Origin of the sequence: Amycolatopsis balhimycina FH 1894 (assembly GCF_000384295.1) — a bacterium.
Lineage (GTDB): Bacteria > Actinomycetota > Actinomycetes > Mycobacteriales > Pseudonocardiaceae > Amycolatopsis > Amycolatopsis balhimycina.
In genome coordinates this window covers 7,463,044-7,488,396 of record NZ_KB913037.1, presented here as the reverse complement: position 1 = coordinate 7,488,396, position 25,353 = coordinate 7,463,044, and the positions used below count along the sequence as shown (strand labels likewise).

Annotated in this window: 28 protein-coding genes; 17 read left to right on the top strand and 11 right to left on the bottom strand. The window is 71.4% G+C overall.

Annotated elements, in window-relative coordinates:
- Window positions 1-82: 82 nt before the first annotated feature.
- Window positions 83-460 (bottom strand): HesB/IscA family protein, encoded by a 378-nt coding sequence (locus tag A3CE_RS0134505; RefSeq protein WP_020644662.1) that lies wholly within the window; start codon window positions 458-460, stop codon window positions 83-85.
- Window positions 461-606: 146 nt separating this feature from the next.
- Between A3CE_RS0134505 and A3CE_RS0134500 the strand changes: the two genes are divergently transcribed.
- Both A3CE_RS0134500 and A3CE_RS0134495 read left to right on the top strand, forming a co-directional pair.
- Window positions 607-1,254: a DUF3043 domain-containing protein gene (locus A3CE_RS0134500; RefSeq protein ID WP_020644661.1), complete on the top strand. Its 648-nt coding sequence runs from the start codon at window positions 607-609 to the stop codon at window positions 1,252-1,254.
- A 114-nt stretch (window positions 1,255-1,368) separates the two neighbouring features.
- Entirely contained in the window at window positions 1,369-2,358 is a 990-nt protein-coding gene (locus tag A3CE_RS0134495; protein ID WP_020644660.1) for an aldo/keto reductase family protein, read from the top strand.
- A gap of 62 nt (window positions 2,359-2,420) precedes the next feature.
- Here A3CE_RS0134495 and A3CE_RS0134490 read toward each other — a convergent pair whose 3' ends face one another.
- The 3 genes from A3CE_RS0134490 to A3CE_RS0134480 are packed head-to-tail and all read right to left on the bottom strand — an operon-like array spanning window position 2,421 to window position 4,214.
- Window positions 2,421-2,633, bottom strand: coding sequence for a hypothetical protein (locus tag A3CE_RS0134490; protein WP_020644659.1), 213 nt, complete (start codon window positions 2,631-2,633; stop codon window positions 2,421-2,423).
- Window positions 2,626-3,468, bottom strand: a complete 843-nt coding sequence (locus A3CE_RS0134485; protein ID WP_020644658.1) for a phosphoribosylaminoimidazolesuccinocarboxamide synthase — start codon at window positions 3,466-3,468, stop codon at window positions 2,626-2,628. Before A3CE_RS0134485 ends, A3CE_RS0134490 begins: the two co-directional genes overlap by 8 nt.
- Complete coding sequence (locus tag A3CE_RS0134480; protein WP_020644657.1) at window positions 3,465-4,214, bottom strand: GntR family transcriptional regulator; 750 nt, start codon at window positions 4,212-4,214, stop codon at window positions 3,465-3,467. Before A3CE_RS0134480 ends, A3CE_RS0134485 begins: the two co-directional genes overlap by 4 nt.
- A 138-nt stretch (window positions 4,215-4,352) precedes the next feature.
- On the opposite strand from A3CE_RS0134480, the gene A3CE_RS0134475 reads away from it, so the two are divergent.
- A complete protein-coding gene (locus tag A3CE_RS0134475) occupies window positions 4,353-4,811 on the top strand; it encodes a hypothetical protein (protein ID WP_020644656.1) in 459 nt (152 codons plus the stop codon).
- 12 nt (window positions 4,812-4,823) lie between these two features.
- On the opposite strand, the gene A3CE_RS0134470 is transcribed toward A3CE_RS0134475, so the two are convergent.
- Window positions 4,824-5,501 (bottom strand): IspD/TarI family cytidylyltransferase, encoded by a 678-nt coding sequence (locus tag A3CE_RS0134470; RefSeq protein WP_020644655.1) that lies wholly within the window; start codon window positions 5,499-5,501, stop codon window positions 4,824-4,826.
- A 74-nt stretch (window positions 5,502-5,575) separates the two neighbouring features.
- On the opposite strand from A3CE_RS0134470, the gene cobT reads away from it, so the two are divergent.
- A complete protein-coding gene (cobT, locus tag A3CE_RS0134465) occupies window positions 5,576-6,652 on the top strand; it encodes a nicotinate-nucleotide--dimethylbenzimidazole phosphoribosyltransferase (protein ID WP_020644654.1) in 1,077 nt (358 codons plus the stop codon).
- Between the two features lie 76 nt (window positions 6,653-6,728).
- Here cobT and A3CE_RS0134460 read toward each other — a convergent pair whose 3' ends face one another.
- Window positions 6,729-7,832, bottom strand: coding sequence for a branched-chain amino acid aminotransferase (locus A3CE_RS0134460; RefSeq protein ID WP_026469142.1), 1,104 nt, complete (start codon window positions 7,830-7,832; stop codon window positions 6,729-6,731).
- A gap of 96 nt (window positions 7,833-7,928) precedes the next feature.
- Between A3CE_RS0134460 and A3CE_RS0134455 the strand changes: the two genes are divergently transcribed.
- Window positions 7,929-8,228, top strand: coding sequence for a hypothetical protein (locus tag A3CE_RS0134455; RefSeq protein WP_020644652.1), 300 nt, complete (start codon window positions 7,929-7,931; stop codon window positions 8,226-8,228).
- Here A3CE_RS0134455 and A3CE_RS0134450 read toward each other — a convergent pair.
- Both A3CE_RS0134450 and A3CE_RS0134445 read right to left on the bottom strand, forming a co-directional pair.
- Window positions 8,185-8,859 (bottom strand): ribonuclease FAU-1 family protein, encoded by a 675-nt coding sequence (locus tag A3CE_RS0134450; protein WP_185839882.1) that lies wholly within the window; start codon window positions 8,857-8,859, stop codon window positions 8,185-8,187. The genes A3CE_RS0134455 and A3CE_RS0134450 overlap by 44 nt on opposite strands.
- A complete protein-coding gene (locus tag A3CE_RS0134445) occupies window positions 8,852-9,700 on the bottom strand; it encodes a hypothetical protein (protein ID WP_020644650.1) in 849 nt (282 codons plus the stop codon). Before A3CE_RS0134445 ends, A3CE_RS0134450 begins: the two co-directional genes overlap by 8 nt.
- Before the next feature lie 112 nt (window positions 9,701-9,812).
- Here A3CE_RS0134445 and A3CE_RS0134440 point away from each other — a divergent pair, with 112 nt between their 5' ends.
- The 5 genes from A3CE_RS0134440 to A3CE_RS0134420 all read left to right on the top strand — a co-directional run bounded on the left by A3CE_RS0134440 (window position 9,813) and on the right by A3CE_RS0134420 (window position 15,853).
- Window positions 9,813-11,321, top strand: coding sequence for a leucyl aminopeptidase (locus tag A3CE_RS0134440; RefSeq protein ID WP_020644649.1), 1,509 nt, complete (start codon window positions 9,813-9,815; stop codon window positions 11,319-11,321).
- 125 nt (window positions 11,322-11,446) lie between these two features.
- Window positions 11,447-13,411, top strand: coding sequence for a TRAP transporter permease (locus A3CE_RS0134435; protein WP_020644648.1), 1,965 nt, complete (start codon window positions 11,447-11,449; stop codon window positions 13,409-13,411).
- Window positions 13,408-14,382, top strand: coding sequence for a TAXI family TRAP transporter solute-binding subunit (locus A3CE_RS0134430; protein ID WP_020644647.1), 975 nt, complete (start codon window positions 13,408-13,410; stop codon window positions 14,380-14,382). Before A3CE_RS0134435 ends, A3CE_RS0134430 begins: the two co-directional genes overlap by 4 nt.
- Before the next feature lie 9 nt (window positions 14,383-14,391).
- A complete protein-coding gene (locus A3CE_RS0134425) occupies window positions 14,392-15,390 on the top strand; it encodes an SMI1/KNR4 family protein (protein WP_020644646.1) in 999 nt (332 codons plus the stop codon).
- A 10-nt stretch (window positions 15,391-15,400) separates the two neighbouring features.
- Window positions 15,401-15,853, top strand: coding sequence for a GNAT family N-acetyltransferase (locus A3CE_RS0134420; protein ID WP_020644645.1), 453 nt, complete (start codon window positions 15,401-15,403; stop codon window positions 15,851-15,853).
- Here the strand turns inward: A3CE_RS0134420 and A3CE_RS0134415 are convergent.
- On the bottom strand, window positions 15,850-16,194 hold the full coding sequence (locus A3CE_RS0134415) for a hypothetical protein (protein WP_020644644.1): 345 nt from the start codon (window positions 16,192-16,194) through the stop codon (window positions 15,850-15,852). The two genes, A3CE_RS0134420 and A3CE_RS0134415, sit on opposite strands and share 4 nt — an antisense overlap.
- Window positions 16,195-16,376: 182 nt before the next feature.
- Here A3CE_RS0134415 and lpdA point away from each other — a divergent pair, with 182 nt between their 5' ends.
- The 5 genes from lpdA (at window position 16,377) to lipB (ending at window position 22,005) form a co-directional block, all read left to right on the top strand.
- Window positions 16,377-17,750: a dihydrolipoyl dehydrogenase gene (gene lpdA, locus A3CE_RS0134410; RefSeq protein WP_020644643.1), complete on the top strand. Its 1,374-nt coding sequence runs from the start codon at window positions 16,377-16,379 to the stop codon at window positions 17,748-17,750.
- 55 nt (window positions 17,751-17,805) lie between these two features.
- Window positions 17,806-19,578, top strand: a complete 1,773-nt coding sequence (gene sucB, locus A3CE_RS0134405) for a 2-oxoglutarate dehydrogenase, E2 component, dihydrolipoamide succinyltransferase (RefSeq protein ID WP_020644642.1) — start codon at window positions 17,806-17,808, stop codon at window positions 19,576-19,578.
- 191 nt (window positions 19,579-19,769) lie between these two features.
- Window positions 19,770-20,645, top strand: a complete 876-nt coding sequence (locus A3CE_RS0134395) for a TIGR01777 family oxidoreductase (RefSeq protein WP_020644640.1) — start codon at window positions 19,770-19,772, stop codon at window positions 20,643-20,645.
- Complete coding sequence (locus A3CE_RS0134390; protein WP_020644639.1) at window positions 20,642-21,265, top strand: phosphatase PAP2 family protein; 624 nt, start codon at window positions 20,642-20,644, stop codon at window positions 21,263-21,265. The genes A3CE_RS0134395 and A3CE_RS0134390 overlap by 4 nt, the downstream gene beginning before the upstream one ends.
- Entirely contained in the window at window positions 21,262-22,005 is a 744-nt protein-coding gene (lipB, locus tag A3CE_RS0134385; RefSeq protein ID WP_020644638.1) for a lipoyl(octanoyl) transferase LipB, read from the top strand. Before A3CE_RS0134390 ends, lipB begins: the two co-directional genes overlap by 4 nt.
- A 108-nt stretch (window positions 22,006-22,113) precedes the next feature.
- Here the strand turns inward: lipB and A3CE_RS0134380 are convergent, their stop codons facing one another.
- Both A3CE_RS0134380 and A3CE_RS0134375 read right to left on the bottom strand, forming a co-directional pair.
- Window positions 22,114-23,049, bottom strand: a complete 936-nt coding sequence (locus tag A3CE_RS0134380; protein ID WP_020644637.1) for an LLM class F420-dependent oxidoreductase — start codon at window positions 23,047-23,049, stop codon at window positions 22,114-22,116.
- A gap of 5 nt (window positions 23,050-23,054) precedes the next feature.
- Window positions 23,055-23,666, bottom strand: a complete 612-nt coding sequence (locus tag A3CE_RS0134375) for a TetR/AcrR family transcriptional regulator (protein WP_020644636.1) — start codon at window positions 23,664-23,666, stop codon at window positions 23,055-23,057.
- 131 nt (window positions 23,667-23,797) lie between these two features.
- Between A3CE_RS0134375 and A3CE_RS0134370 the strand changes: the two genes are divergently transcribed.
- Entirely contained in the window at window positions 23,798-24,316 is a 519-nt protein-coding gene (locus tag A3CE_RS0134370) for a hypothetical protein (protein WP_020644635.1), read from the top strand.
- A 72-nt stretch (window positions 24,317-24,388) separates the two neighbouring features.
- Window positions 24,389-25,336, top strand: a complete 948-nt coding sequence (locus A3CE_RS0134365; protein WP_020644634.1) for an oxidoreductase — start codon at window positions 24,389-24,391, stop codon at window positions 25,334-25,336.
- Window positions 25,337-25,353 lie beyond the last annotated feature (17 nt).

The following is a 25,353-nucleotide window of genomic DNA, read 5'->3' as shown; positions in this document are numbered from 1 at the left end:
AGGGAATTTTCCGGAGCAAGCGAAAGGCCCCGCCTCCTCGTCGGAGGGCGGGGCCTTTTCGGGTGACTCGGTGCGCCGAGACTCAGTGGAACGAGTCGCCGCAGGCGCAGGAGCCGGTGGCGTTCGGGTTGTCGATCGTGAAGCCCTGCTTCTCGATCGTGTCCACGAAGTCGATGACGGCTTCCGAGACGTACGGCGCGCTCATCCGGTCCACGGCGACCTTCATGCCGTCGAAGTCGCGGAACAGGTCACCGTCGAGCGTGCGCTCGTCGAAGAACAGCTGGTAGCGCAGGCCCGCGCAGCCACCCGGCTGGACGGCGATGCGCAGGTGCATGTCGTCGCGGCCTTCCTGCTCGAGCAGGGCCTTCGCCTTGGCGGCCGCGGCGTCGGTCAACGTGACGCCGTGGGTCTCCTCGGCGGTCTCGGCCTGCGTCGCGCCGACGTGCTCAGCGGTCGTCATGGCACTCCCTCTAGGTTCGAACTCGCTACGGACACTCCTCGTGCTGACGTGTTCAACACGCGGGAAGTCCGATCTGTTCCCCTGCCATCGTCGCACATGGATCGCCCTGGTGAACGGCGGCGTGACGCCTGCAATACCCTGGTGAGGTGAGGTTCCTGCGCCGAAGCACCACAGACACCGCCGCCGAAGAGCCGGAGACGACGGATGCCGCCGACGTCAGCGGCAAGGCGTTCACGCCCGGTAAGGGCAAGGCTACGCCGAAGCGCCGCGAAGCGGAGGCGAAGCGACGCGGCCCGGTGGCCCCGCCGCCCACCACCATGCGCGAGGCGATGAAGCGCAACAAGGAACTGCGCAAGGCCAACCCGCAGAGCAAGGAAGAGCGCAAGGCGGCCGCGAAGGCCCGCCGCGACGCCATGATGCGGGGTGACGACAGCGCCCTGCCGGTGCGCGACCGCGGGCCGGTCAAGGCGTACGTCCGCGACCTGGTCGACAGCCGGCGCAACCTCCTCGGCCTGTTCATGCCGCTGGCCATCGTGGTGTTCCTGACGCTGCTGGTGCCGCTGCCCCAGGTGCAGACGTACGTCACGATGCTGTGCACGGCGATGCTGCTGGTGATGGCGATCGAGGGGTTCGTGAACGGCCGCAAGATCGTGAAGCTGGCGCGGGAGAAGTTCCCGAAGGAGACGGTGGCCGGCCGGACGATCGGCATGTACGCGTTCGTCCGGGCGTCCCAGATCCGGCCGCTGCGGGTACCGAAGCCGCGGCTGAAGCCGGGCGACCCGATCCCGAACTGAGCAGTTTCCGAGAAGCCGGGCGAAACGCGTGTTTCGCCCGGCTTCTCGCTGCTTGCGGCCGGAGTCACCGTCGAGTCGTTAGCAAAGCAAACGATTACCGCCTAGGCTGGCGCCATGGAGTTTCGTCGTCTCGGCCGTAGCGGCCTCAACGTCAGTGAGATCTCGTACGGGAACTGGCTCACCCACGGTTCCCAGGTCGAGGAGGACCAGGCCCACGCCTGCATCAAGGCGGCGCTGGACGCCGGCATCACCACCTTCGACACCGCCGACGCCTACGCCAACACCGCCGCCGAGTCCGTGCTCGGGCGCGGGCTAAAGGGCCAGCGGCGCGAAAGCCTGGAGATCTTCACCAAGGTCTACTGGCCCACCGGTCCCAAGGGCCCCAACGACAAGGGCCTTTCGCGCAAGCACGTCATCGAGTCCGCGAACGCGTCCCTGAAGCGGCTCGGCACCGACTACCTCGACCTCTACCAGGCGCACCGGTTCGACCGGACCGTGCCGCTGGAAGAGACCATGCTCGCCTTCGCCGACCTGGTGCGCCAAGGCAAGGTGCTCTATGTCGGCGTCTCCGAGTGGACCGCCGACCAGATCACGCGGGGCGCGGCGCTGGCCCGGGAGCTGCGGGTCCCGCTCGTGTCGAACCAGCCGCAGTACAACATGCTCTGGCGCGTCATCGAAGACCAGGTCGTCCCGGCCTCCGAGCGCGAGGGGCTGAGCCAGATCGTCTGGTCGCCGATCGCGCAGGGCGTGCTCACCGGCAAGTACAAGCCCGGTCAGGAGTACCCCGCCGGTTCGCGGGCCACCGACGAGAAGGGCGGCGCGAACATGGTCGCCCGCTTCCTCGACGAGAACGTCCTCAAGCGCGTCGCCGAGCTCGAACCCCTCGCCAAGGACGCGGGCCTGTCGATGGCTCAGCTCGCCGTCGCGTGGGTGCTGCAGAACCCGAACGTCGCGTCCGCGATCATCGGCGCCTCGCGGCCCGAGCAGGTGCACGACAACGTCAAGGCCGCCGGCAAGAAGCTCGACGCCGACCTGCTGACGGCCATCGACGACGTCCTCGGCGACGTCGTCGAGCGCGACGCCGGCCTGACCAAGAGCCCCTGACGCCAAGGCCGTGAATGGCACATCGAGGGACTTGAAGTCCCTCGATGTGCCATTCACGGCTTTCAGTCCTGGGTGATCCGCGCCTGGTAGGGGACGTCGAGGTCGAACGCGTCCTCGGGGGCCATCCGGGGCTCGAGCCCGAACCCGCGCAGGAGGCGGCCGGCCCCGGCCAGCCGATCGCCTCCGCGCCCCGGCACGCGCGACGGCGTCAGACCGTGCGAGACGAGCAGGCTTTCGACGTCGTCGATCAACCGGTACGGGTCGTACTCACCCACGGACCCAGGTCTTCCCGGTGATCCGCTCGTAGACCTCGGTGTAGCGCCGCCGCGTCTGCTCGACGATGTCCGCCGGGATCTCCGGCCCGGGCGGGGTCTGGTCCCAGCCCGTGCTCCGCGACCAGTCCCGCACGAACTGCTTGTCGAAGGCGTGCTGCGGGCGGCCCGGCTCCCACTCGCCGGCGGGCCAGAACCGCGAGGAATCCGACGTCAGGACCTCGTCGCCGAGGGTCAGCGTGCCGTCGGCGTCGAAGCCGAACTCCAGCTTGGTGTCGGCGATGATGACGCCCTGGGCCAGGGCATGTTCGGCGCCCTTCGTGTAGATCTCGAGCGTGAGGTCGCGAAGCCGCTTCGCGGTGTCCTCGCCGATTTCGTTCAGCACCTCGTCGAAGGTCATGAACTCGTCGTGGCCGGTGTCGGAGATCTTCGTCGTGGGCGTGAAGATCGGCTCCGGCAGCTTGTCGCCCTCGACCAGGCCCGGCGGCAGCGCGACGCCCGAGATCTTCCCGTCGCGCTGGTACTCCCGCAGGCCGAGGCCGGCGAGGTAGCCGCGCGCGATGCACTCGACCTGGACCATCTTCAGCGGCTTGCAGCGCATCGCGCGCCCGGCGAACTCCGCCGGCACGTCGGTGGTCGACACGACGTGGTTCGGGACGACGTCGCGCATCCGCTCGAACCACCACGCGGACAGCTGGTTGAGCAGCTTGCCCTTGTCCGGGATCGGCGTCGGCAGCGAGACGTCGTAGACCGAGACCCGGTCGGACGCGACCAGCAGGATGTCCCCGCCGTCGAGTTCGTACAGGTCGCGGACCTTGCCCGCGTGGATGTGCTTCATTCGCCGTCCTCAGTCGTGTACTCGTAGAAAACCCAGTGGTCGGGCAAGGCGGCGGACTCACCGTACTCGACGACCGTCCCGGCGGCCGCCAGGAAGGTGCTCCGGCCGAGCAGCACCGGCGATCCCGCCGGCAGCCCCAGCTCAGCGGCCTCCTCCGCGCCCGCGCGGCCCGCCGCGTGCCGTTCCTGCGTGGTCGCGATCTTCGTGCCGAGCCGGGCCGCCGCGTGGGCTGCGGTGCCCTCGACGATCCGCTCCGGCACCAGCAGCGCCGGCGCCTTGGCCGACAGCGCGCCGTCGAACCACGACGTCGACGTCGACAGCGGCCGGGAGTCCGGCCCGTAGGTGGTTCGGCAGCGGCGGATCGCCGGGGCGCCTTCCTCCAGGCCCAGCGCGGCCGCGGCGCGTTCGGACGCCGGTTCGAGGCCGGCCGACCGGATCACGGCGTAGTGGCCGGGCGGGTAGATCCGGCCCGTCCGGGCCGTGGCCGTGGTGCGATCACGAGCTGTGCGGTGCAGGCCGCCGCGGTCGACGACCGTGCCGACGCCGCGCACCGGGCGCACGAGGCCCTGCGAGCGGAGGGTGGCCAGCACCTTGGTGGCCGTTGCCATCGCGACGGCCCAGGTGCGGGCGATTTCGCGGGCGGACGGCACCGAGTCGCCCTCCTGCAGCCGGCCGGACAGGATGTCGTCACGGATCCGGCCCGCGATCTGCAGGTACGGCGGCTCAGGACGGTCGAGGGTGGGCAAGGCGGCTCCTCACAGGGACAACACGCACAAGTGTTCTAGCACGCCGGAGGGTGACACACAAAGGCCTGTTCAGAACCACCCAGGTGTACTAGTACACACACTGGACTGTGTTCTAGTGCACAAGCTACCCTCGAAAGTGTGTCCCCGCCCACATCGCACAGCGGCTCCAGCGGCCAGGGCCTCGAGGAACTCCTCGAGGAACTCCGGCGCCGCAACTGGGTGCTGCACCTGTTCGGCGGCCGCGAGGCGCCGGAGATCTACGCGGCGGTGCACCGGTGGCCGACCTGCGCGGACGTCATCATCCTCCGCGACGAACACCGGGCCAGCGCCTACCGGGTACCGACCTTCCCGGGCACGGACGTGTTCAGCCCGCGGGTGGTCACCTGGCAGTACCACGCCACCCCCGTCTGGACGCTGCGGGCGGTCCTCACCCTGGCGGAGCCCGGCACCCCGGGCGCGCCGCTGCAGGCGCTGCGCCCGCAGCCCGGCTGTCACGTCCCGGCCGAGCTGCGGCACGACGTCACCATCCGGCCGACGAACATCACGCCCGAGCCGGACCGGGAGGGGGACGACGGCGGCCCGCCCGCGTGCGCCTAGCCGTTCGCGGGCTCAGCGGGCGAGCAGCCGCTCCGCGGCCACCAGGTCGTGGGGGTAGGTGATCTTGAGGTTCTCGGGAGCCCCCGGGACCCAGCGGATCGGCAGGGAGGAGAACCGCTCCATGCACGACGAAGTGTCCGTACCCACGAAGCCTTCGCGCTCGGCCTTCTCGTAGGCCTCGAGCAGCGGTCCCGCCCGGAAGCCCTGAGGCGTCTGGACGCGGATCGCGCCGGGCACCTGGGCGACCAGGTGCCCGGCATCCACCCCGAAGACGTCGTCCGCGGCCAGGCCCGGCACAGCCCCCCCGTCCTCGCGTGTCCGGGCCAAAACCGCACCGATCAGCTCGGGGTGGACCAGCGGCCGGGCCGCGTCGTGCAGCAGCACGGCGTCGACCCGGCCGCCTGCAATTCTCGGGGCGAGGTGGCGCAGCGCGTTCAGCTCGGACGCCTGGCGCGTGTCGCCGCCGTACACGATCTCGATGCCATCGCCGGCCACTTCTTCGGCGAGTTCCCGATCCTGCGGCCGGATGACGAGCACGAGCACGCCGATCCCCGGGACGCGCCGGAAGGCGTCCAGCGACCAGGCGACCACGCGCCGGCCCGCCAGGGGCAGGTAGACCTTGTTCAGCTTCGCGCCGACGCGGGTCCCCGCGCCACTGGCCAGCACCACCGCGGCCGCCGTCGTCTCCACGAGCCGCGAGACTACCGGCCACCCCTGCCCGGTAGGTTGGCCACAGCGTTGCCGTGCCAGAGAAAGGGCCAGGTGTGGAGCCGGAAAACATCGAGTTCCCCGAGATCACCCCGCCCGACGACCACGCCCGGTCCGCGGCGATCGCGCTGCACGGCAAGCTCGTCAAGCCCGCCGGTTCGCTGGGGCGGCTCGAAGAGCTGGGCGTCTGGATCGCCGCCTGCCAGGGGCAGTCGCCGCCGCGGCCGTTCACCCGGCCGCGCGTCGTCGTCTTCGCCGGGGACCACGGCATTGCCGCGAAGGGCGTCTCCGCCTATCCCGCCGAGGTCACCGCGCAGCTGCTGGGCACCATGCTCACCGGTGGGGCCGCGATCAACGTCCTGGCCGCCGCCGCGGGCGCGAGCGTGCGCGTCGTCGACCTGGCCGTCGACACCGAAGCCCCGGCGACCCGCTCGATCGGCGAGTTCAAGGTCCGCCGCGGCTCCGGCTCCATCGACGTCGAAGACGCGCTGACCGCCGACGAAGCCAAGGCCGCCGTCCGCGCCGGGATCGCGATCGCCGACGCCGAGGTCGACGGCGGTGCCGACCTGCTGATCCCCGGCGACCTCGGGATCGGCAACAGCACGCCGGCGTCGGTGCTCGTCGCGGCGCTGACCGGCAGCGAGCCGGTCGCCGTCGTCGGCCGCGGGTCCGGCATCGACGACGACGCCTGGATGCGCAAGGCCACCGCGGTGCGCGACGCGCTGCGCCGGGCCCGCGCGGTGCTGGCCGACCCCGTCGGCCTCCTGCGCACCACGGCCGGCGCGGACATCGCCGCGATGGCCGGCTTCCTCGCCCAGGCCGCGGCCCGCCGGACGCCGGTGATCCTGGACGGCCTGGTGACGTGCGCCGCGGCGCTCGTCGCCGAAGACCTCGCCCCGGGCGCGCGCCGCTGGTGGGTGGCGGGCCAGCGGACGGCCGAACCCGCCCACGCCCTCGCCCTGGAGCACCTCGACCTCGGCCCGCTGCTGGAGCTGGACGTCCGCCTGGGCGAAGGCACCGGCGCGGTCACGGCGCTGCCGCTGCTGATGATGGCCGCCCGCGTCCTCGCCGAAACGGCCACCCACGACCAAGCCGGGGTTTCCGGCCCGCTGATCGCCGCGCCGGCCTCCTGACCCTGAAAGCCGTGAATGGCACATTGAGGGACTCTAAGTCCCTCAATGTGCCATTCACGGCTTTTCCGCTAAACGCTCAGCCGAGCTTGACCATCCAGTGGTCGGCGTCGGGGCGGGTGCCGTCCTGGATGCCCGTCAGCTCTTCGCGCAGCTTCATCGTCAGGGCGCCCGGCTGCCCGTCGGCGATCGTGAACTCGCCGTTCGCGTGCTTGACGTGCCCGACCGGGGTGATCACCGCCGCGGTGCCGCAGGCGAACGTCTCGGTCAGCTCACCGGACGCCGCCGCCTTCTCCCACTCGTCGGTGGAGATCCGGCGCTCCTCGACCTTGTACCCGAGCCGCGAAGCCAGCTGCAGCAACGACTTGCGCGTGACGCCGGGCAGCAGCGAACCCGTCAGCTCCGGCGTCACCAGCCGGGCGTTCTCGCCGGAACCGAAGACGAAGAACAGGTTCATCCCGCCCATCTCCTCGACCCAGCGCCGCTCGACCGCGTCGAGCCAGACCACCTGGTCGCAGCCCTTTTCGACGGCCTGTGCCTGCGCCACGAACGACGCCGCGTAGTTGCCGGCGCACTTGGCCGCGCCGGTGCCGCCGGGGGCCGCGCGGACGTACTCGGTGGACAGCCAGACGCTGACCGGCTTGACCCCGCCCGAGAAGTACGACCCGGCCGGGGACGCGATGACCGTGTACACGTAGTCGGCGGCCGGGCTGTTGACGCCGAGCCCGGTGGACGTCGAGATCATGAACGGGCGCAGGTACAGCGAATCACCCTGCCGGGTGGGCACCCACCGGCTGTCGACGGCAACGAGCTCCCGAAGCGACTCGATGAAGACGTCTTCGGGCAGCTGCGGCATGGCGAGCCGCTCGGCCGACTGCCGGAACCGGGTGGCGTTGGCGTCCGGGCGAAACGACGCGATCGAGCCGTCCGGCTGGCGGTAGGCCTTGAGGCCCTCGAAGATCGCCTGGCCGTAGTGCAGCACCGAAGTCGCCGGGTCGAGCGTGAAGGGGGCGTACGGACCGACCTGCGCGTCGTGCCAGCCCTGCGCCTTCGACCACTTCACGGTCACCATGTGATCGGTGAAGTACACCCCGAACCCGGGGGCGGCGAGTACCTCCGCGACACGGTCCGCGCTCGCAGGACTCGGGTGCGGGACATGGGCGAACTGTGTCGTGGTCGTCATGGCTAGACGATACCGCTTGGTCGGAGGCGCGTTAGTCGGACGTCCTTGTGTTCCGGGCATCCCGCAGCGCCGCCGTGACCGCTCTAGTATGGCGCTGTGACCTACCACTCCACTGAGCCGGTCCCCCGGCCCAAGACCACCGGCGCCGACGTCAAGACGTTCGTCGCCGCGGTGCTGCTGACCTTCGGCGTCGGCCTGCTCGGCATGGTCGGCTGGGCCGTGCTGGACAGCGGCTTCGGCGGCTTCCTCGGCCTGGTCGGGGGCGTCTTCGGCGTCGTGTGGTGGCGGAAGATCCACGGCAAGGCGTTCCCGAAGGTGCTCCCGACGAAGTCGGTGGTGATCCTCGCGGTCGTCAACGCCGTGCTGGCGCTGATCCTTCTCCTGACCGCGGGCTGAGCGAGGCCGGCAGGCCGGGCGGCAGCTCGGGCGCCGGCCAGCCGGGGTCCGGGCGGAAGTCGGTGTCGGTCCCGTCGAACGGGTAGGCGCCGCGTTCGGCCAGCGCGCCGATCCGCTCGCCCTCCGCGCGCAGCCGGTCGAACTGCTCGAGCGTCAGACGCCCGACCTCGAGTGCGGCCTCGGCCTCGTCCTCGTCGTCCCAGCGCCAGCTGCCGTCGCGCTCGACGACGACGTCGAGGACGCCGTCGATCCGGTCGACCGCGCCCGGCGTCCGGCCCAGCGGGATCTCCAGGTTGACGTACCAGTTCTTGAACCGGCCTTCGAGGTCGAAGAACCACCAGACCGAAGACCACTCGTCTTCGGGAATCCGGCGCAGCGTCGACGCACCGTGCCAGAAGTCCGGCACCGCCACCCGCGGGATGCGGAACCGCTGGTCCAGTGGGGCCTCCCGCATCAGGCGACCGTCGGCGAGCCTGCTGCCGATGATCGGCGTGCCCGCCGGCAGCCAGGCGAGCAGGACGCGGCCGTCGTCTTCGAGGACGCGCAGCGGGTGGACCTGGCCGATCGAGCCGTCGGGGCGGTGGAACCGTTCGGCCACGGTCTCCCCCGGCCGCCAGCGTCGATCACTCACGGGTCCCACTGTACCTGCGCGTGCGTACGCCCAGTAGCAGCTCGGTCACGGTCGCCAGGCCGGCTACGACGAGCACGGGCAGCACCGGCAGCAGGTACGCGGCCACCACGGCGGCGATGCGCGCCACGATCCCGGGCACTCCCGTCCGCACCCGGACGTCACTGCCGGCAACCAGCGCGGGAACGACGGTCGCGACCACCGCGACGGCCGTGAGCAGCGGCTGCAGGGCGTCCGCGTCGGCGGCGGACAGCAGATCCCGCAGCGAGGTCGGGGACAGCCCCAGCCGGACCGCGCCGAGCTGGTACAGCGCGGCGAAGGCCACCAGCACGGCGACCCCGCCGAGCAGCAGCACCCGCCACCCGGCGTTCTCGCGTCGCCAGGCGCGCAGGAACGGGAGGAAGACCACCGCGGCGACGAGCACACCCGCGAAGTCCGGGGGCCGGAGGCCGCCGCCGACGGTCGCCACCGGCGGCACCGCGACGCACACCGCGATCAGCCCGAGACCCGCGAGGAGCAGCAGCGCGCCGGTGATCCGTACGACGATCGTCGGGATCTTCAGCCCGGCGAACCCCGCGCCGGTCACCACGACGACGAACGCCGCGGCGGCCGCCGCCCGGTGCTCCGGGAAGACGTAGGCCCCGAACGCGATCGCGTAGACCGTCACCTCGGCCAGCCGTGCGACGGCGACGACGACCCGGTCCACCAGGGCATCCCCCGGTGCCGGCACCCGCGCCGTCACCCCGGCGGCCACCGCCGCCAGCACCAGACCGGCGAGCAGCCACCAGCCCGCGCCCGCCGCCCCGGCCGCCAGCGCGACCAGCAGCCCGCCGCCCAGCCGCACGCGGCCCTCCCTCTCCCTGTGTTCACCCGTGGTTCCGTCGTCATTAGCATGGCTCACGATCCCGGCCGGGCCGGTGCCCGGTACCACAGAGAAAACGCGCGAGGAGCCAGAAGTGACCGTGCCTAAGCTCGCCCTGTCCGACAACACCGGGGAGGCACTGGCCAAAACGCGCGCCGACGTGGTCGTCATCGGCACTCTCGCCGGCGAGGGCGGCCCGGTCCTCGCCCCCGGCGCGGCCGCCGTGGACGCCGCCTTCGACGGCCGCCTCGCCGGCCTGCTCGCCACCCTCGGTGCGAGCGGCAAGGCCGAAGAGGTCGTCAAGATCCCGACGCTGGGCAAGCTCCCGGCGCCCGTCGTGCTCGCCGTCGGCCTGGGCAAGGAAGGTGCCGCCGTCACCGCCGAGCAGGTCCGCCGCGCCGCGGGCGCCGCCGGCCGCGCGCTGGCCGGCACCGACCGCGCGTTCGTCACGCTGTCCGAGCTCGACCTGCAGGCCGCCGTCGAGGGCACGATCCTCGGCTCCTACGTCTTCACCGCCTACCGCTCCGAAAAGGGCGACGCCCCGGTCGCGAAGGCCGACTTCGCGACCCCGGGAACTGGCACTGCCGGGACCGCCCGCGAGCACAAGGCGACCCTGAAGGCGGCCAGCACCATCGCCGAGGCCGTCATCACCGCGCGCGACCTGATCAACACCCCGCCGAACGACCTGTACCCGGCCTCCTTCGCCGACCGCGCGAAGAAGCTGGCCGAGGACAACGGCCTCGAGTTCGAGGTGCTCGACGAGAAGGCCCTCAAGCGCAAGGGCTTCGGCGGCATCCTCGGCGTCGGCGGCGGCTCGTCCCGCCCGCCGCGGCTGCTGCGCCTGGCGTACAAGCCGGCCAAGGCGGGCAAGAAGGTCGCGCTGGTCGGCAAGGGCATCACGTTCGACTCGGGCGGCATCTCGATCAAGCCCGCCGCGAACATGGACCACATGACCTCGGACATGTCCGGCGCGGCCGGCGTGCTCGCTTCGGTCGTGCTGGCCGCGAAGCTGAAGTACCCCCTCGAGGTCGTCGCGCACATCCCGCTGGCGGAGAACCTGCCGTCGGGGACGTCGTACCGGCCGGGTGACGTGCTGACCATGTACGGCGGCAAGACCGTCGAGGTGCTCAACACCGACGCCGAGGGACGGCTCGTGCTGGTCGACGCGATGGTGCGCGCCGCCGAGGAGAACCCGGACTACCTGATCGAGACCTCGACGCTGACCGGCGCCCAGGTCGTCGCGCTCGGCAACCGGACCGCCGGCGTGATGGGCTCGGACGAGTTCCGCGACCGCGTCGCGGCGATCATGCAGGCCGGCGGCGAGAACGGCTGGCCGATGCCGCTGCCGGAGGAACTGCGCGCCGACCTCGACTCGCGCCTGGCCGACCTGGCCAACGTGACGGGTCACCGCTGGGGCGGCATGCTGGCCGCCGGGATCTTCCTGCGCGAGTTCGTCGCCGACGGTCTCGACTGGGTCCACATCGACATCGCGGGCCCGTCGTTCAACACCGGTTCGCCGTGGGGCTACACCGGCAAGGGCGGCACCGGGGTCCCGGTCCGGACGATCGCCGCGGTGCTGGCCGACATCGCCGCCAACGGCTGACCCACCACTGTCTTGAATGACTCATTCAGGACCTCCGAGGTCCTGAATGAGTCATTCAAGACGATCGGGCGGCAGTGATCCCTTTGCCGGTTTCGGTGTGATCTGCGACACCGTACCGTGGCCGGGTGACGACCGAGCCGGTTGAGCGCGACTCCCCCGCCGCGATCGCCGCCGAGCACGACGAAGAACGGCCCGCGCGCACCCTCTCCCGTGTTCCCGACCGGGTCGTCTACGTCGTCGCGCTCGCCGTGGCGGTGCTGGTGCTCAAGCAGGTGTTCTTCCCGTTCGCCAAGGGCAACCAGTTCTACCTCGTGCTCTTCCTCGGCGTGACGCTGCCGCTGGTGTTCCTCTGCTACCGCCCGCGGCTGCGCGGCCGCGACGACCCGGGCTGGATCGACTGGGCCCTGGCCGTCCTGGCCCTCGCCGTCGGCCTCTACCCCGTGCTCACCGGCTACGACGACTTCCTGAACCGCCAGGGCATCCTGTCCCCGCCGGACATCGTGGCCGGCGCGCTGCTGCTCGTGCTGATCCTCGAAGCCACGCGCCGCACGACCGGGCTCGTGCTGCCGATCGTCTGCCTGCTCTTCCTGGCCTACGCCTACTACGGCGGCTACCTCCCGCAGAACTGGGGCATCGCGCACGCGGGCATCGACTTCAGCCAGATCGTCAACGCGCTCTTCAACGACGCCAGCGGCTTCTACGGCACCCCGCTGGACGTCGCGGGCAGCTACATCGTGCTGTTCACGCTCTACGGCGCGGTGCTCAACGCCTCCGGCGCCGGGCAGTTCTTCGTGGACATCTCCTTCGCCGCGTTCCGGAAGTCCCGGACCGCGCCGGGCCGGACCACCGTCCTGTCGGGCTTCCTGCTCGGGACGGTGTCGGGTTCGGGCACGGCGACCGCCGTCAGCCTCGGCTCGATCACCTGGCCGATCCTCAAGAAAGCCCGCTACCCCAAGGAAAACGCGGGCGGCCTGCTGGCCGCGTCGGGGATCGGGGCCATCCTCTCGCCACCCACGCTCGGCGCCGCCGCGTTCATCATCGCCGAATACCTGCAGACGTCGTACCTGCAAGTGCTGGTCTGGGCGACCGTGCCGACGCTGCTGTACTACCTCGGCATCGTGTTCGCGATGGAGGCCGACGCGCGGCGGTTCGAGGCCGAGGCCGTCGACGTCCCGCACGGCGATCCGTGGAAGCTCCTGCTGCGCGGCGGTTACCACTTCCTGTCGCTGGCGATCATCGTCGTGTTCCTCGCCCTGGACATCCCGCCGTTCGCCGCGGTCGTCTACGCCACCGGCGTCGCCGCGCTCTTCGCGCTGGTCGCCCGCCGCCGTGACGTCAGGGGCTGGGCGAAGGACATGGTCGACGCGCTTTCGGCCGGGGTGCGCGGGGCGCTGCCGGTGATCGCGGTGTGCGCGGCGGCCGGGGTGATCACCTCGACCATCACCAAGACCGGGCTGGGCCTCGAACTCGCGGACGCGCTGGTGGAGCTGGCCGGCGCACTCACCGACAACGGCACGGTGATCCTGATCCTGACCGTGCTGCTCTCGGCGATCGCCGTCGGCGTGCTGGGGCTCGCGGTGCCGGTCACGGCGAGCTTCATCATCGCCTGGGTCGTCATCGGCCCGGCGCTGGAGTCCCTGGGCGTCGCCGACGCCGAACGCGCGATGTTCATCTTCTACTACGCCGTGTTGTCCGAGGTCACGCCGCCGACCGCGCTCGCCGCGGTGGCTTCGGCGGCGATCACCGGCGGCTCGGTGCTCGGCACCATGTGGCAGTGCTGGAAGTACACGCTCCCGGCGTTCCTGGTGCCGATCGCGTTCGTGCTCACCGACAACGGCGCCGCGCTGCTGCTGCAGTCCGACGCGCTGACCGTCGTCTGGGTGGCGGCGGTCTCCGCGGTGGCCGTCGCCGCGCTGGCGGTGGTGACCGGCGGCTGGCTCTTCGGGCCGGTCACCACGGGAGTGCGCCTGCTGTTCGTGCCCACCGCCCTGTGCCTGCTCTACCTGGAGCCGGTACCGATCGCGATCGGCGCCGTGTGCGGCGCCGCCGCCCTGGGAACCCACGCCGTGATCAAGAGGAGGACAGCATGAAACGCGCAGTCGCCGCCGTCGTGGTGCTCGCACTGGCCGTCACCGGCTGCGGCGGGAAACAGCAGACCGACCAGGCCGCGCCCGGCGGGGCGCAGTCCTGCGAAGCGGGCGAAGGCCGGATCACCATCGCCACCGGCAACAGCGGCGGCGTCTACTACGTGCTGGGCGGCGGGCTGGCCCAGCTGATCAGCAACACCACGAAGCTGCGCGCGACGGCGGCGGAGACCGGCGCGTCGGTGCAGAACATCCAGCAGCTGGTGGCCGGCAACTACGACGTCGCGTTCTCGCTGGCGGACACCGCGGCGGACGCGGTGAACGGCAAGGGATCCTTTGACGGCAAGCCGCAGAAGATCCAGGCGCTGACCCGGATCTACCCGAACTCGACGCAGGTCCTGGTCCGTACGGACGCCGGTATCACCAGCATCGCGGACATGAAGGGCAAGCGGATCTCGACCGGCTCGCCGAAGTCGGGCACCGAGGTGATCGCGAACCGCCTGCTGCAGGCGGCGGGACTCAAGCCGGAGTCCGACGTCCAGGCGCAGCGGCTGGACCTGGCCAAGACCGCGGACGGCATGAAGGCGGGCACCCTCGACGGGCTCGTCTGGTCCGGCGGCCTGCCGACCGCGCAGATCACCGACCTCACCACGGCGCTCAAGGACAAGGTGAAGTTCCTCGACGTCACGCCGCTGCTGCCGAAGCTGAAGGAGGTCAACCCGGTCTACGACCAGGGCGTGCTCCCGAAGGCCGCGTACGCCCAGCCGTCGGACGTGCCGACAGTCGTGGTGCCCAACCTGCTGCTCGTGCGCGAGGACTTCCCGGCGGGCAACGCGTGCGCGATCACGAAACTGATCTTCGACAAGCAGGCGGAGCTGGCGAAGGTGCACCCCGCGGCGAAGGAGATCTCGAAGCAGCTGGCGACCCAGACCGGCCCCGTGCCGCTGCACCCGGGGGCGAAGCAGGCTCTCGGCTAGGGTCGGGGCGTGGACGCCGGTGAGTACCTCGAGGCGGCGGTCCGCGACGTCCTGACCGCGGCCGAACCGCGCGTCGACGACCAGGTGGGGTACGCCGCCCTGCTGCTCGCGGTCGCCGGCGCTCTCGACGAGGCCGACCGGCTGGTCACGCAGTGGCAGGCCCGGACGGAGCGCCCGGTGGACGCCCTGGCCGCGGACCCGGTGCGGGCCCGCGCGTGGGCGATGCTCTTCGAAGCCCGGGGTGCGCGTCCGGGCTGGGCCGAGGGCCTGCCCCCGCTCGACGTCGATGCCGAGGAGCGCGCGCACACGGCTGCCCTGCGCCGTCCGGTCTCCGATCTCGACGGCGTTCTCCCGCCGGGCCCGGTCTCCGAGGTGATCAAGCACGTCACGCCGTCGCGCCCGGACCGGGTCCGCACCGCACTGGCCGACCGTGACCTGGCTCTTTGGGCTTCACTGGCCGGACCACGCCCGGACGTCGCCGCGCTCGCCGCCACGCGCGCGCTGGCCCCCGCGCTGGTGGCGGGCGCGGACCCCCTTGGCCTGCGCGACTGGGCTCCGACCTGCGCGGGCGCCCTGATCGCGGCGCTGCACGAGCGGTACCCGCCCGGCCTCGGCAGCTGGCCCGAGCTGATCACCGAGATCACGCGGCTGCGCGGCGCGGAACCGGGGCCCGGGCCGCTCCTGCACCGCCGGGCCGCTCTCCCACCCCCGGCATCGGAAGCGGCGATCCGCTCGGCGGAGCTGCGGCTGGGCATCGAGCTGCCCGCCGACCACCGCGAGTTCCTGCGGACGTGCGACGGCCTGCCCGCCGACGTGGTCTTCCCGCGCCTGCTCGGCACGGCGGACCTGCGCACCGAGGACGGCGTGGTGGTGCTGTCGGACCCGGCGGTGCTGCTGCTGTCGGCGGGGCACGTGGTCGAGGTCGACCCGGTCCTCGGCACGACGGTCCACGCGTCCTTCCGGGCGGCGCTGGTCAAGCACGCCACGCTGCTCGCCCAGGCCAGCTAGGTTGGACCCGGTGACCATCCTCACCGCGGAGAAGATCACCCCGGAAAACGTCGCCGCCGCGTGCCAGCTGGCCGTCGAACCGCACCAGAAGGACTTCGTCGCGCCCGTCGCCGTCTCGCTCGCCGAGGCCTACACACAGCCGGAAATCGCCTGGCCACGCCTGATCCTCGCCGACGGCCAGCCGGCGGCGTTCGTGATGGGCGGCTTCGACCCGGACGCCGAGCTCGACTTCTTCCGCTGCGGGGTCTGGCGCCTGAACGTCGGCGCGGGCGTCCAGGGCCGCGGCTACGGCCGGTTCGCCGTCGAAACCGTCCTCGAAGAAGCCCGAAGACGCGGCCAGAAGGCGGCGACGGTGCTGTGGCTCCCGGCCGAGGGCGGGCCCGAGGACTTCTACCTCAAGCTGGGCTTCCGCCCCACCGGCCAGACGTTCAACGGCGAGGTCGTCGGCCGGATCGAGCTTTAGACCTGGCCGCGTTTCTTCCGCTCGGTGTACTCGCGCATGCGCTTCGGGTAGCCGACGCGCGCGACCTCGTACACCGGGATCGACCGGCGGTGGCCGAACTGCTGCGCGGCCTCCAGGCTTCCGATGCGCCGGCGCGTCCATTCGCCGTCATGGGCGATCAACACCACAGTGGCCTCGGTGACGTTCGTCTTCGGTTCCACATAGGCTTCGACGCCGCGCCGGGAACCCGCCCACTCGTCGAGATGGCGGGTGTCCTCGGAGCTGGCTTTCCGCAGCGTACCGGCCCGTTGCCCACCCTTGGCCCGCCTGCGCAGCGAGTCGAAGAGACCCACCTCGACCACCCTCCCTCACGAGACTTCCACCCCTCATTATCCCGGTGTCCGCGTGTGGTCGGCGTCGCACACCCGGCTAGCTCGCAGCCTCGTCCGGCGTAGTGACAAGATGGCGAGTGTCGCGCGCGCGGTTATACCCGGCGCGGGCGGCACCAGAGCATCACCCCACTGCTTGCCGAGGAGTTAATGAAGTGACCGACACCTCCGCCGACCTCGTGATCCTGGGAGGCGGATCGGGCGGCTACGCCGCGGCGTTCCGCGCGGCCGAGCTGGGCCTTTCCGTCACGCTGATCGAGAAGGACAAGCTGGGCGGGACCTGCCTCCACCGGGGCTGCATCCCGACCAAGGCCCTGCTCCACGCCGCCGAGGTCGCCGACGAGACCCGGGAAGCCGAAGCGGTCGGCGTCAAGGCCGTCTTCGAGGGCATCGACATCGCCGGGGTCAACAAGTACAAGGACGGGATCGTCGCCCGCCTGTACAAGGGCCTGCAGGGCCTGGCCAAGGCGCACAAGGTGAACCTCGTCGAGGGCAGCGGCACGTTCGTCGGCGGCACGACCGTCGAGGTGGACGGCACCCGCCACACCGGCAAGAACGTCATCCTCGCCACCGGCTCGTACTCGCGCACGCTGCCCGGCCTGGAGCTCGGCGGCCGCATCATCGCCAGCGAGCAGGCACTGGCCCTCGACTACGTCCCCAAGAAGGTCGTGGTGCTCGGCGGCGGTGTCATCGGTGTCGAGTTCGCCAGCGTCTGGGCCTCCTTCGGCGTGGACGTCACGATCGTCGAGGCCCTGCCGCGGCTGGTCCCGAACGAGGACGAGTTCGCGTCCAAGCAGCTCGAGCGCGCTTTCCGCCGCCGCAAGATCGCCTTCAAGACCGGCGTGCGGTTCACCGGCGCGAAGCAGGACGACAACGGCGTGAGCGTTTCGCTGGAGTCGGGCGAGACCATCGAGGCCGACCTGCTGCTGGTCGCCGTCGGCCGCGGGCCGAACTCGGCCGGCCACGGCTACGAGGAGGCGGGCGTCAAGATCGAGCGCGGCTTCGTCCTCACCGACGAGCGGCTGCGCACCAACCTGCCGAACGTGTACGCCGTCGGCGACATCGTCCCCGGCCTGCAGCTCGCGCACCGCGGCTTCCAGCAGGGCATCTTCGTCGCCGAGGAGATCGCCGGGCAGAACCCGCGCGTGATCGACGAGAGCGGCATCCCGCGGGTCACCTACTCCCACCCGGAGGTCGCGTCGGTCGGGCTGACCGAATCGCAGGCGAAGGACAAGTACGGCTCCGACGTCACGACGTTCACCTACGACCTCGGCGGCAACGGAAAGAGCCAGATCCTCAAGACCTCCGGCGGGGTCAAGCTGGTCAAGGCCCCGGACGGCCCGGTCGTGGGCGTCCACATGGTCGGCGACCGCGTCGGCGAGCTGATCGGCGAAGCGCAGCTGATCTACAGCTGGGAAGCTTTCCCCGAAGACGTCGCGCCGCTCATCCACGCCCACCCCACCCAGACCGAGGCCCTCGGTGAAGCGTTCCTCGCCCTCGCGGGGAAGCCGCTGCACGTGCACAGCTGACGTCCCACCAGCAGAATCCAGACCACGCAGAACTTGGAAGAGGAGTCAGCGAACGATGGCCTACTCCGTCACATTGCCGGAGCTCGGGGAGAGCGTCACCGAAGGCACCGTCACCCGGTGGCTTAAGCAGGAGGGCGACACCGTCGAGGTCGACGAGCCGTTGCTCGAGATCTCGACCGACAAGGTCGACACCGAGGTCCCCTCCCCGGTGGCGGGCACGGTCGTGAAGATCAGCGCCCAGGAGGACGAGACCGTCGAGGTCGGCGGCGAGCTCGCCGTCATCGACGACGGGTCCGGCGGCGTCCCCGAGTCCGAATCCGACACAGCCCCCGCGCAGGAAGAGCAGAAGTCCGAACCCGAACCGGAGCCGGAACCCGAGCCGCAGGCTCAGGCCGCCGAGGAGAGCGCGCCGAGCAAGCCGGACACCGCGCCGGCCGCGGGCGGCGAAGGCACCGAGGTGAAGCTGCCCGAACTGGGCGAGAGCGTCACCGAGGGCACCGTCACGCGCTGGCTGAAGCAGGTCGGCGACTCGGTCGAGGTCGACGAGCCGCTGCTCGAGATCTCCACCGACAAGGTCGACACCGAGGTGCCGTCGCCGGTGGCGGGCACGGTCCTGGAGATCCGCGCGGGCGAGGACGAGACCGTCGAGGTCGGCGGCGTCCTGGCCGTGATCGGTGACGCGAACGCGGCGCCGAAGGCGGAGTCCAAGCCCGAGCCGGAGCCGGAACCCAAGCCGGAGCCGAAGCCCGAGCCGGTCCAGGAGGCCAAGCCCAAGCCGGAACCGAAGCCCGAGCCGCAGGCCGCGCCCGCGGCGAAGGCGGCCGAGGCGGCTCCGGCCGCCGAGGCGAAGGACGGTTCGGCGGACGGCCCGTACGTCACGCCGCTGGTCCGCAAGCTGGCGTCGGAGCACGGCATCGACCTCGCGTCGCTGACCGGCAGCGGCGTCGGCGGCCGGATCCGCAAGCAGGACGTCCTGGCCGCGGCCGAGGAGAAGCAGAAGGCCGCCGCCGCACCGGCGCCGGCTGCTGCCGCTCCGGCCGCGGCTGCCGCCCCGTCGGCGCCCGCCGCGCGTCCCGCGCCCGCGGTGTCGCCGGAGCTCGCCGCGCTGCGCGGCACCGTGCAGAAGGCCAGCCGGATCCGTCAGATCACGGCCACCAAGACCCGCGAGTCGCTGCAGATCGCCGCGCAGCTCACGCAGGTCCAGGAGGTCGACGTCACGAAGATCGCCAAGCTGCGCCAGCGGGCGAAGGCGGGCTTCAAGGAGCGCGAGGGCGTCAACCTGACGTTCCTGCCGTTCTTCGCGAAGGCCACGGTCGAGGCGCTCAAGCAGCACCCGAACGTCAACGCGTCCTACAACGAGGACACGAAGGAGATCACCTACCACGGCGCCGTGCACCTGGGCATCGCGGTGGACACCGAGCGCGGCCTGCTCTCGGTCGTGATCCACGACGCGGGCGAGCTGAGCCTGGCCGGTCTCGCGCACCGGATCGCCGACCTGGCGGGCCGCGCGCGGGCGGGCCAGATCAAGCCGGACGAGCTGTCCGGTGGCACCTTCTCGATCACGAACATCGGCAGCGTCGGCGCGCTGTTCGACACGCCGATCATCGTGCAGCCGCAGTCGGGCATCCTCGGCACGGGCGCGGTCGTCAAGCGCCCGGTCGTGGTCGCGGACGCCGACGGCAACGACACGATCGCCGTCCGGTCGATGGCGTACCTGCCGCTGACCTACGACCACCGCCTGGTGGACGGGGCCGACGCGGGCCGCTTCCTGACGACGATCAAGCAGCGTCTGGAAGAGGGCAACTTCGAGAGCGAGCTCGGCCTCTGAGCCGCTGAACGCCGCTGAAGGCCACCACCGGGTCACCCTGGTGGTGGCCTTCGGCGCATCCGGGAGCAGGCGGCGATGACCTGGTTCGCGGAGCACCACGACGAGTTCGGCCTGGCGATCCTGTCCGACGTCCCCGCTTTCGCGCGGGACCTGGGCGTGCGCCCGCGACCCTGATGGGCCACGATCGAAGCATGCGAGTACTGATCGCCGGGGCGAGCGGCTTGATCGGGTCGGCGCTGGGCGAACGCCTGCGTCGCGACGGCCACGAGGTCCGCCGGCTGGTGCGGCGTGAAGCGCGCGAAGGCGGCGAGTTCCGGTGGGATCCGCCGTCGGGCACCATCGCGAGCGGCGCGTTCGAGGGCGTGGACGCCGTCGTCAACCTGGGCGGCAAGCCGCTGTTCCCCGGCCGGTGGAGCGCGATGCGCAAGCAGCAGCTCACCGACAGCCGGGTCGAGCCGACCGAGGTGCTCGCCGAAGCCGTCGCCGAGCACAGCGTCGGGGTGCTCGTCAACGCGTCCGGGGTGACCTACTACGGCGACGCCGGATCATCCATTGTGGACGAGTCGGCGCCGCGGGGCCGGGGTTTCCTCCCCGAGTTGTGCGAAGCCTGGGAAGCCGCGACGGCGGCAGCCGGAGACGCGCGTGTCGTGAAGCTTCGGAGCGGGCTGGTGCTTTCGGCGCGGGGCGGGTTGTACGCCACCCTGCGTCCGCTCTTCCGGCTGGCCCTCGGCGGGCGGCTCGGCAACGGCCGCCAGTACATGCCGTGGATCGCCCTCGAGGACGAGGTCGGCGCGATCGTCCACGTCCTGACGCACAACGATGTCTCCGGCCCGGTGAACCTGACCGGCCCGGCCGCGGTGACGAACGCCGAGTTCACCCGCGCCGTCGGCCGGGCGGTACACCGGCCCGCGCCGTGGTGGGTGCCCGGGATCGCGCTGAAGGCTGTGCTCGGCCAGGCTGCCGAGGAGATGGCGCTGTTCAGCGTGCGGGCCGTGCCGGCGGCACTGGAACGGTCCGGCTACCAGTTCCGGCACCGGACCCTGGACAGCGCGCTCGCCGCGGCATGAGTGTCCGGCTGCAGCGCTGGCTCGTCGTCGGCGCGGTGTTCTCCGCCGCGTTCGTCCTGCTCGGCCTGAGCGTCGCGCGGCAGCCGCTGGCTCTCGACGTCGCGGTCTCGAAAGTGCTTCACGGCGTGTACGCCGAGCCGCTCGGCCGGGTCGCGCAGGCCGGCAGCGACGTCCTCGGCCCGGTGCTCCCCTACATCCTCGGCTTCGCGCTGCTCGCGCTGGCGCTGCGTCACCGGGAGCACTTCGGCCTGTGCGTCCGGCTGGCCGCCGTGCTGCTGCTGTGCCGGCTGACGAGCCTGGTGTTCAAGCCGATCTTCCTGCGGGAACGCCCTCGTGACTACCCGGACCTGAGCTACCCGAGCGGGCACGTCGTGTCGGTGGCCAGCACGGGGTTCGTCTTGCTCCTGCTGTGCGCGTGGCTGTGGCCGCGGCTGGTCCGCCGCGTCGCGGTGGCGGTCGCCGTCGCGGTCGTGCTGTCCGCCGCCTGCCGGGTCGTGCTCGGGGTCCACTGGGTCACCGACACGATCGGAGCAGTGCTGGCCGTGACCGGTGTCGGGCTGCTCTCAGCGTGCGCCTTGCGGCTGCTTCCGCCGGGTGACGGGCGTAGCCTCGACGGGTGAGTTCTTCCCTGACCTCCTGCCGCGCCGGCACCGAGCCCGTCGACGTCCGCGAACTCGGCACGATCGACTACACCGAAGCCTGGGAGCTGCAGCGGCGTCACCTCGCCGCCCGCGCCGACGGCACCGCGCCGGACACCATGCTCCTGCTGCAGCACCCGTCGGTGTACACCGCGGGCAAGCGCACCGAGGCCGCCGACCGGCCGGTGGACGGCACCCCGGTGATCGACGTCGACCGCGGCGGCAAGATCACCTGGCACGGTCCCGGCCAGCTGGTCGGCTACCCGATCGTGAAGCTCGGCGACCCGATCGACGTCGTGCACTACGTGCGGCGGCTGGAGGAAGCGCTGATCCACGTGTGCGACCAGCTGGGCGTGACGAGCGGCCGCGTGGAAGGCCGCAGCGGGGTGTGGATCCCGGCCGACGACCGCGGCATCGAGCGCAAGATCGCGGCGATCGGCATCCGCGTCCAGCGCGGCGTGACGATGCACGGCTTCGAGCTGAACTGCAACGCGGACCTGAAGGCGTTCGACACCATCGTCCCGTGCGGCATCCGCGACGCGGGCGTGACGTCGCTGTCCTACGAGCTGCAGCGGGACGTCACGGTCGAAGCGGTCCTGCCCCTGGCCCGCGACGCGGTCCTGGCGGCCCTCGAGGGCGAACTCCCGGTGAGCGAGGACCGCTGGCTCACCCGCCCCGAGGCCCCGCAGGCCGCAGGCGTCACCTTCGCCCTCCAGAACTGAAGTCCGTGAATGGCACATTGAGGGACTCTAAGTCCCTCAATGTGCCATTCACGGCTTTCGTGCTCCGGAACTGTCGGACCGTTCCCGTAGCGTGGAAAACGGGGCTGCTCAGTCCAGCTGCGGTGCGACCTCGGCGGCGATGAGCTCGAGCTGGTCGAGGTCCGAGAGGTCCAGCAGCTGCAGGTAGACCCGCGTGATCCCGGTCTTCTCCCGCCATTGCCCGATCCGGTCGACGACCTCGGCGGGTGTCCCGGCCAGGCCGTTCGCCCGCAGCTCGTCGACGTCACGCCCGATCACCGAAGCCCGCTGCGCGACCTCCGCGTCGGAGCGGCCGACGCCGATGACCAGCGCCACCGAGCGCAGGATCTCCTTCGGGTCGCGGCCGATCTCCTCCGCCGCCGCCTCGACCCGGGCGAACTGCGCGGCCGCGCTGTCGGCGTCCGCGAAGGGCAGGTTGAACTCGTCGGCGAACCGCGCGGCCAGCGCCGGGGTGCGCTTCTTGCCCCCGCCGCCGATGATCACCGGCGGCGCCGGGTGCTGCGCCGGCTTCGGCAGCGCCGGCGACTCCGAAAGCGTGTAGTACTCGCCCTTGAAGGAGTACGTCGAGCCTACCGGCGTCTTCCACAGCCCGGTGACGATCTCGAGCTGCTCGGCGTAGCGGTCGAAGCGTTCCTTCAGCGGCGGCAGCGTCAGGCCGTACGCCTCGTGCTCGGCGTCGTACCAGCCGGAGCCGAGGCCGAACTCGACGCGGCCGCCGGACATCTGGTCGACCTGCGCCACGGAGATGGCCAGCGGGCCCGGGTGCCGGAACGTCGCCGCGGTGACGAGCGTGCCGAGCCGGATCCGGCTGGTCTCGCGGGCCAGGCCGGCGAGGGTGATCCAAGCGTCGGTCGGGCCGGGCAGGCCGTCGGCCGAGCCCATCTTCAGGTAGTGGTCGCTGCGGAAGAAGGCGTCGTACCCGGCGGCTTCGGTCGCCTTCGCGACACGCAGCAGGTCGTCGTAGCTGGCCCCTTGCTGGGGCTCGGTGAAGATCCTCAAGTCCACGAAGATCAGCCTATAGAGACATCGGGCTCGGTGCGCCGCAGCCGTACCAGCATGCGGACGATCACGTCCTCGATCTCGGCGCCGACCTTCTTCGGGTCGGGCGAACTGGCGATTTCGGTCGCCGCGCTCGACAACGCGCCGAACAGCAGCCGGGCGGTGACCTCCACCGGGACCGGCTCGACCTCCCCCGCGTCGATCAGCGACTGCAGGCCGGAGCGCACGAGCCCGAAGCTGCACCGCTCCTCGGCCTCGCGCCAGCGTTCCCAGCCCATCACCACCGGCGCCTCGTGGATGGCAATCCGCTGGTAGGCGGGGTCGAGGCAGGAGCGGATGAACGCGTTGAGCCCGCCGAGCGCCCGTTCCCACGGCGTGCCCTCGCCGGTCATGATCTTGTCGAGCCGGTCGTAGACGAGGCTTTCGACCTGCTCGAACGCGGCTTCGAACAACGCCTGCTTGCCGCTGAAGTGGTGGTACAGCGCGCCTTTGGTCACCCGGGCGCGTTTGGCGATCTCGTCGAGCGAGGTACCCGCGTAACCGCGTTTGGTGAACAGTTCGACCGCGCTGTCGACCAGCGCGGACCGGGTCGACTCGGAGTAGTCGAGTCGTCTGGACCTCATTGTCGCCACCTTCACAACCTTACGCCCGGAGCATCTCTCCATACCCATGGTATGTTCGCCGTGTCAGGTCCGTACCGGGAGTATGCCGCAAACCCGCAGTATGACCCGGACCACGGAAGGGGAGCCCCACGATGAGCTGGACCGACTTCTACCGACGTCAGGAAATCCTCGAAGCCGCCGTGCGCCTGGCCGCACGGAACCCGGGCGTGCCACTGCCGCTCGAAGAGGTGCCCGGTGCCGAAGAGCACTTCGGCACCGAGGAGAACCTCCTCACCGCCTTGCAGTACCAGTGGACACGCACGCTGAGCGGACGCCTGCGCACCGAGGTCATCGACCCGGACGACGCCGACGGCCTCGGCGACCACGTCGACGCCGTCACCCGCGCTTGGCGCGCCGCCGTCGACGAGCACGCGGACCTGCGTGCGGTCCTCGACGGCGCCCGCGAGCGGCACGCGTCGCTGCGCCGGATGCACGAAGGCGAGCTGCGGATGCTCGCCGTCACGGCCGGGCTGGCCGACCCGCGCGAACCGGCCGAAGAGATCGTCAAGGTGGGCCACGCCCTCGAAGCGCTGCTGCGCACGAGCCGCGAACCCGTCCGTCGCCGTCCGGTGATGGGACATCTGCGGCGGCTGCTCGCGCCCAGTGCTTGATTGGCACTGCGACGCGAAGCGTCTCCGTTGAGGGCGGTGGCGGGGGCATGGATGGAGGGGTTAGGTAAGCGCATGACGCGTTGGAGCGAAGCCGACATCGCCGGCCAGACCGGCCGGACCGTCCTGGTCACCGGGGCGAACTCCGGTCTGGGCCTGCGTACCGCCGAAGTGCTCGCGGGCAAGGGGGCCCGCGTGCTCCTCGCCTGCCGCTCCGCCGAACGCGGCGCGAAAGCCCTCGACCAGGTCCGCGCAGCCGCCGCGGGCGCCGCACCCGAGCTCATCCCGCTGGACCTGAGCGAGCTCGCGTCGGTGCGCGCGGCGGCCGTGTCGGTGCGGGAACTCACCGGCGACGCGCTGGACGCGCTGGTCAACAACGCCGGCGTGATGGCGACCGCCCGCGGCCGCACCGCCGACGGATTCGAGCTGCAGTTCGGCACCAACCACCTCGGGCACGCGGCGCTGACCTGGCTGCTGCTGCCCGCCCTGCGCGGCGGACAGCACGCCCGCGTCGTCTCGCTGTCGAGCATCGCCGCCACCGGCGCCCGGATCGACCTCGAAGACCCCAACAGCGAGCACCGCCGCTACAACCCGGCCACGGCGTACGGGCAGTCGAAGCTCGCCAACCAGGTGTTCGCCGTCGAACTCGACCGGCGGCTGCGTGCGGCGGGCGACGACGTCCTCAGCGTCGCCGCGCACCCCGGGTATACCGCGACCGGCCTCGGCGGCGGCATGGCGCGGTCGTACACCAACCCGGTCCTCCGCTCGGTCATCGCCGGCGGCCACCGGATCGGCGAGGCCCTGTTCGCCCAGAACGTCCGCCAGGGCGCGCTGCCGCAGCTGTACGCGGCCACCGCGGACGACGTCGCGGGCGGCGACTACGTCGTCCCCGGCGGCCTCGGCGGGTTGCGCGGCAGCCCGGTCAAAACGCGCCCGCTGCCCGCCGCGCGCAGCGAGTCGCTGGGGGCGGGCCTGTGGGACGTCACCGCGAAGCTGACCGGCATCACCCCCGATCCCGCGTAGCCCGGACGGGCGTACGG

Coding starts and splice junctions, on each gene's coding strand:
- A3CE_RS0134505 (WP_020644662.1), bottom strand. CDS start 460: ATGACGACCGCTGAGCACGTCGGCGCGACGCAGGCCGAGACCGCCGAG.
- A3CE_RS0134495 (WP_020644660.1), top strand. CDS start 1,369: ATGGAGTTTCGTCGTCTCGGCCGTAGCGGCCTCAACGTCAGTGAGATC.
- A3CE_RS0134485 (WP_020644658.1), bottom strand. CDS start 3,468: ATGAAGCACATCCACGCGGGCAAGGTCCGCGACCTGTACGAACTCGAC.
- A3CE_RS0134460 (WP_026469142.1), bottom strand. CDS start 7,832: ATGACGACCACGACACAGTTCGCCCATGTCCCGCACCCGAGTCCTGCG.
- A3CE_RS0134430 (WP_020644647.1), top strand. CDS start 13,408: ATGAAACGCGCAGTCGCCGCCGTCGTGGTGCTCGCACTGGCCGTCACC.
- sucB (WP_020644642.1), top strand. CDS start 17,806: ATGGCCTACTCCGTCACATTGCCGGAGCTCGGGGAGAGCGTCACCGAA.
- A3CE_RS0134395 (WP_020644640.1), top strand. CDS start 19,770: ATGCGAGTACTGATCGCCGGGGCGAGCGGCTTGATCGGGTCGGCGCTG.
- A3CE_RS0134390 (WP_020644639.1), top strand. CDS start 20,642: ATGAGTGTCCGGCTGCAGCGCTGGCTCGTCGTCGGCGCGGTGTTCTCC.
- A3CE_RS0134375 (WP_020644636.1), bottom strand. CDS start 23,666: ATGAGGTCCAGACGACTCGACTACTCCGAGTCGACCCGGTCCGCGCTG.
- A3CE_RS0134370 (WP_020644635.1), top strand. CDS start 23,798: ATGAGCTGGACCGACTTCTACCGACGTCAGGAAATCCTCGAAGCCGCC.
- A3CE_RS0134365 (WP_020644634.1), top strand. CDS start 24,389: ATGACGCGTTGGAGCGAAGCCGACATCGCCGGCCAGACCGGCCGGACC.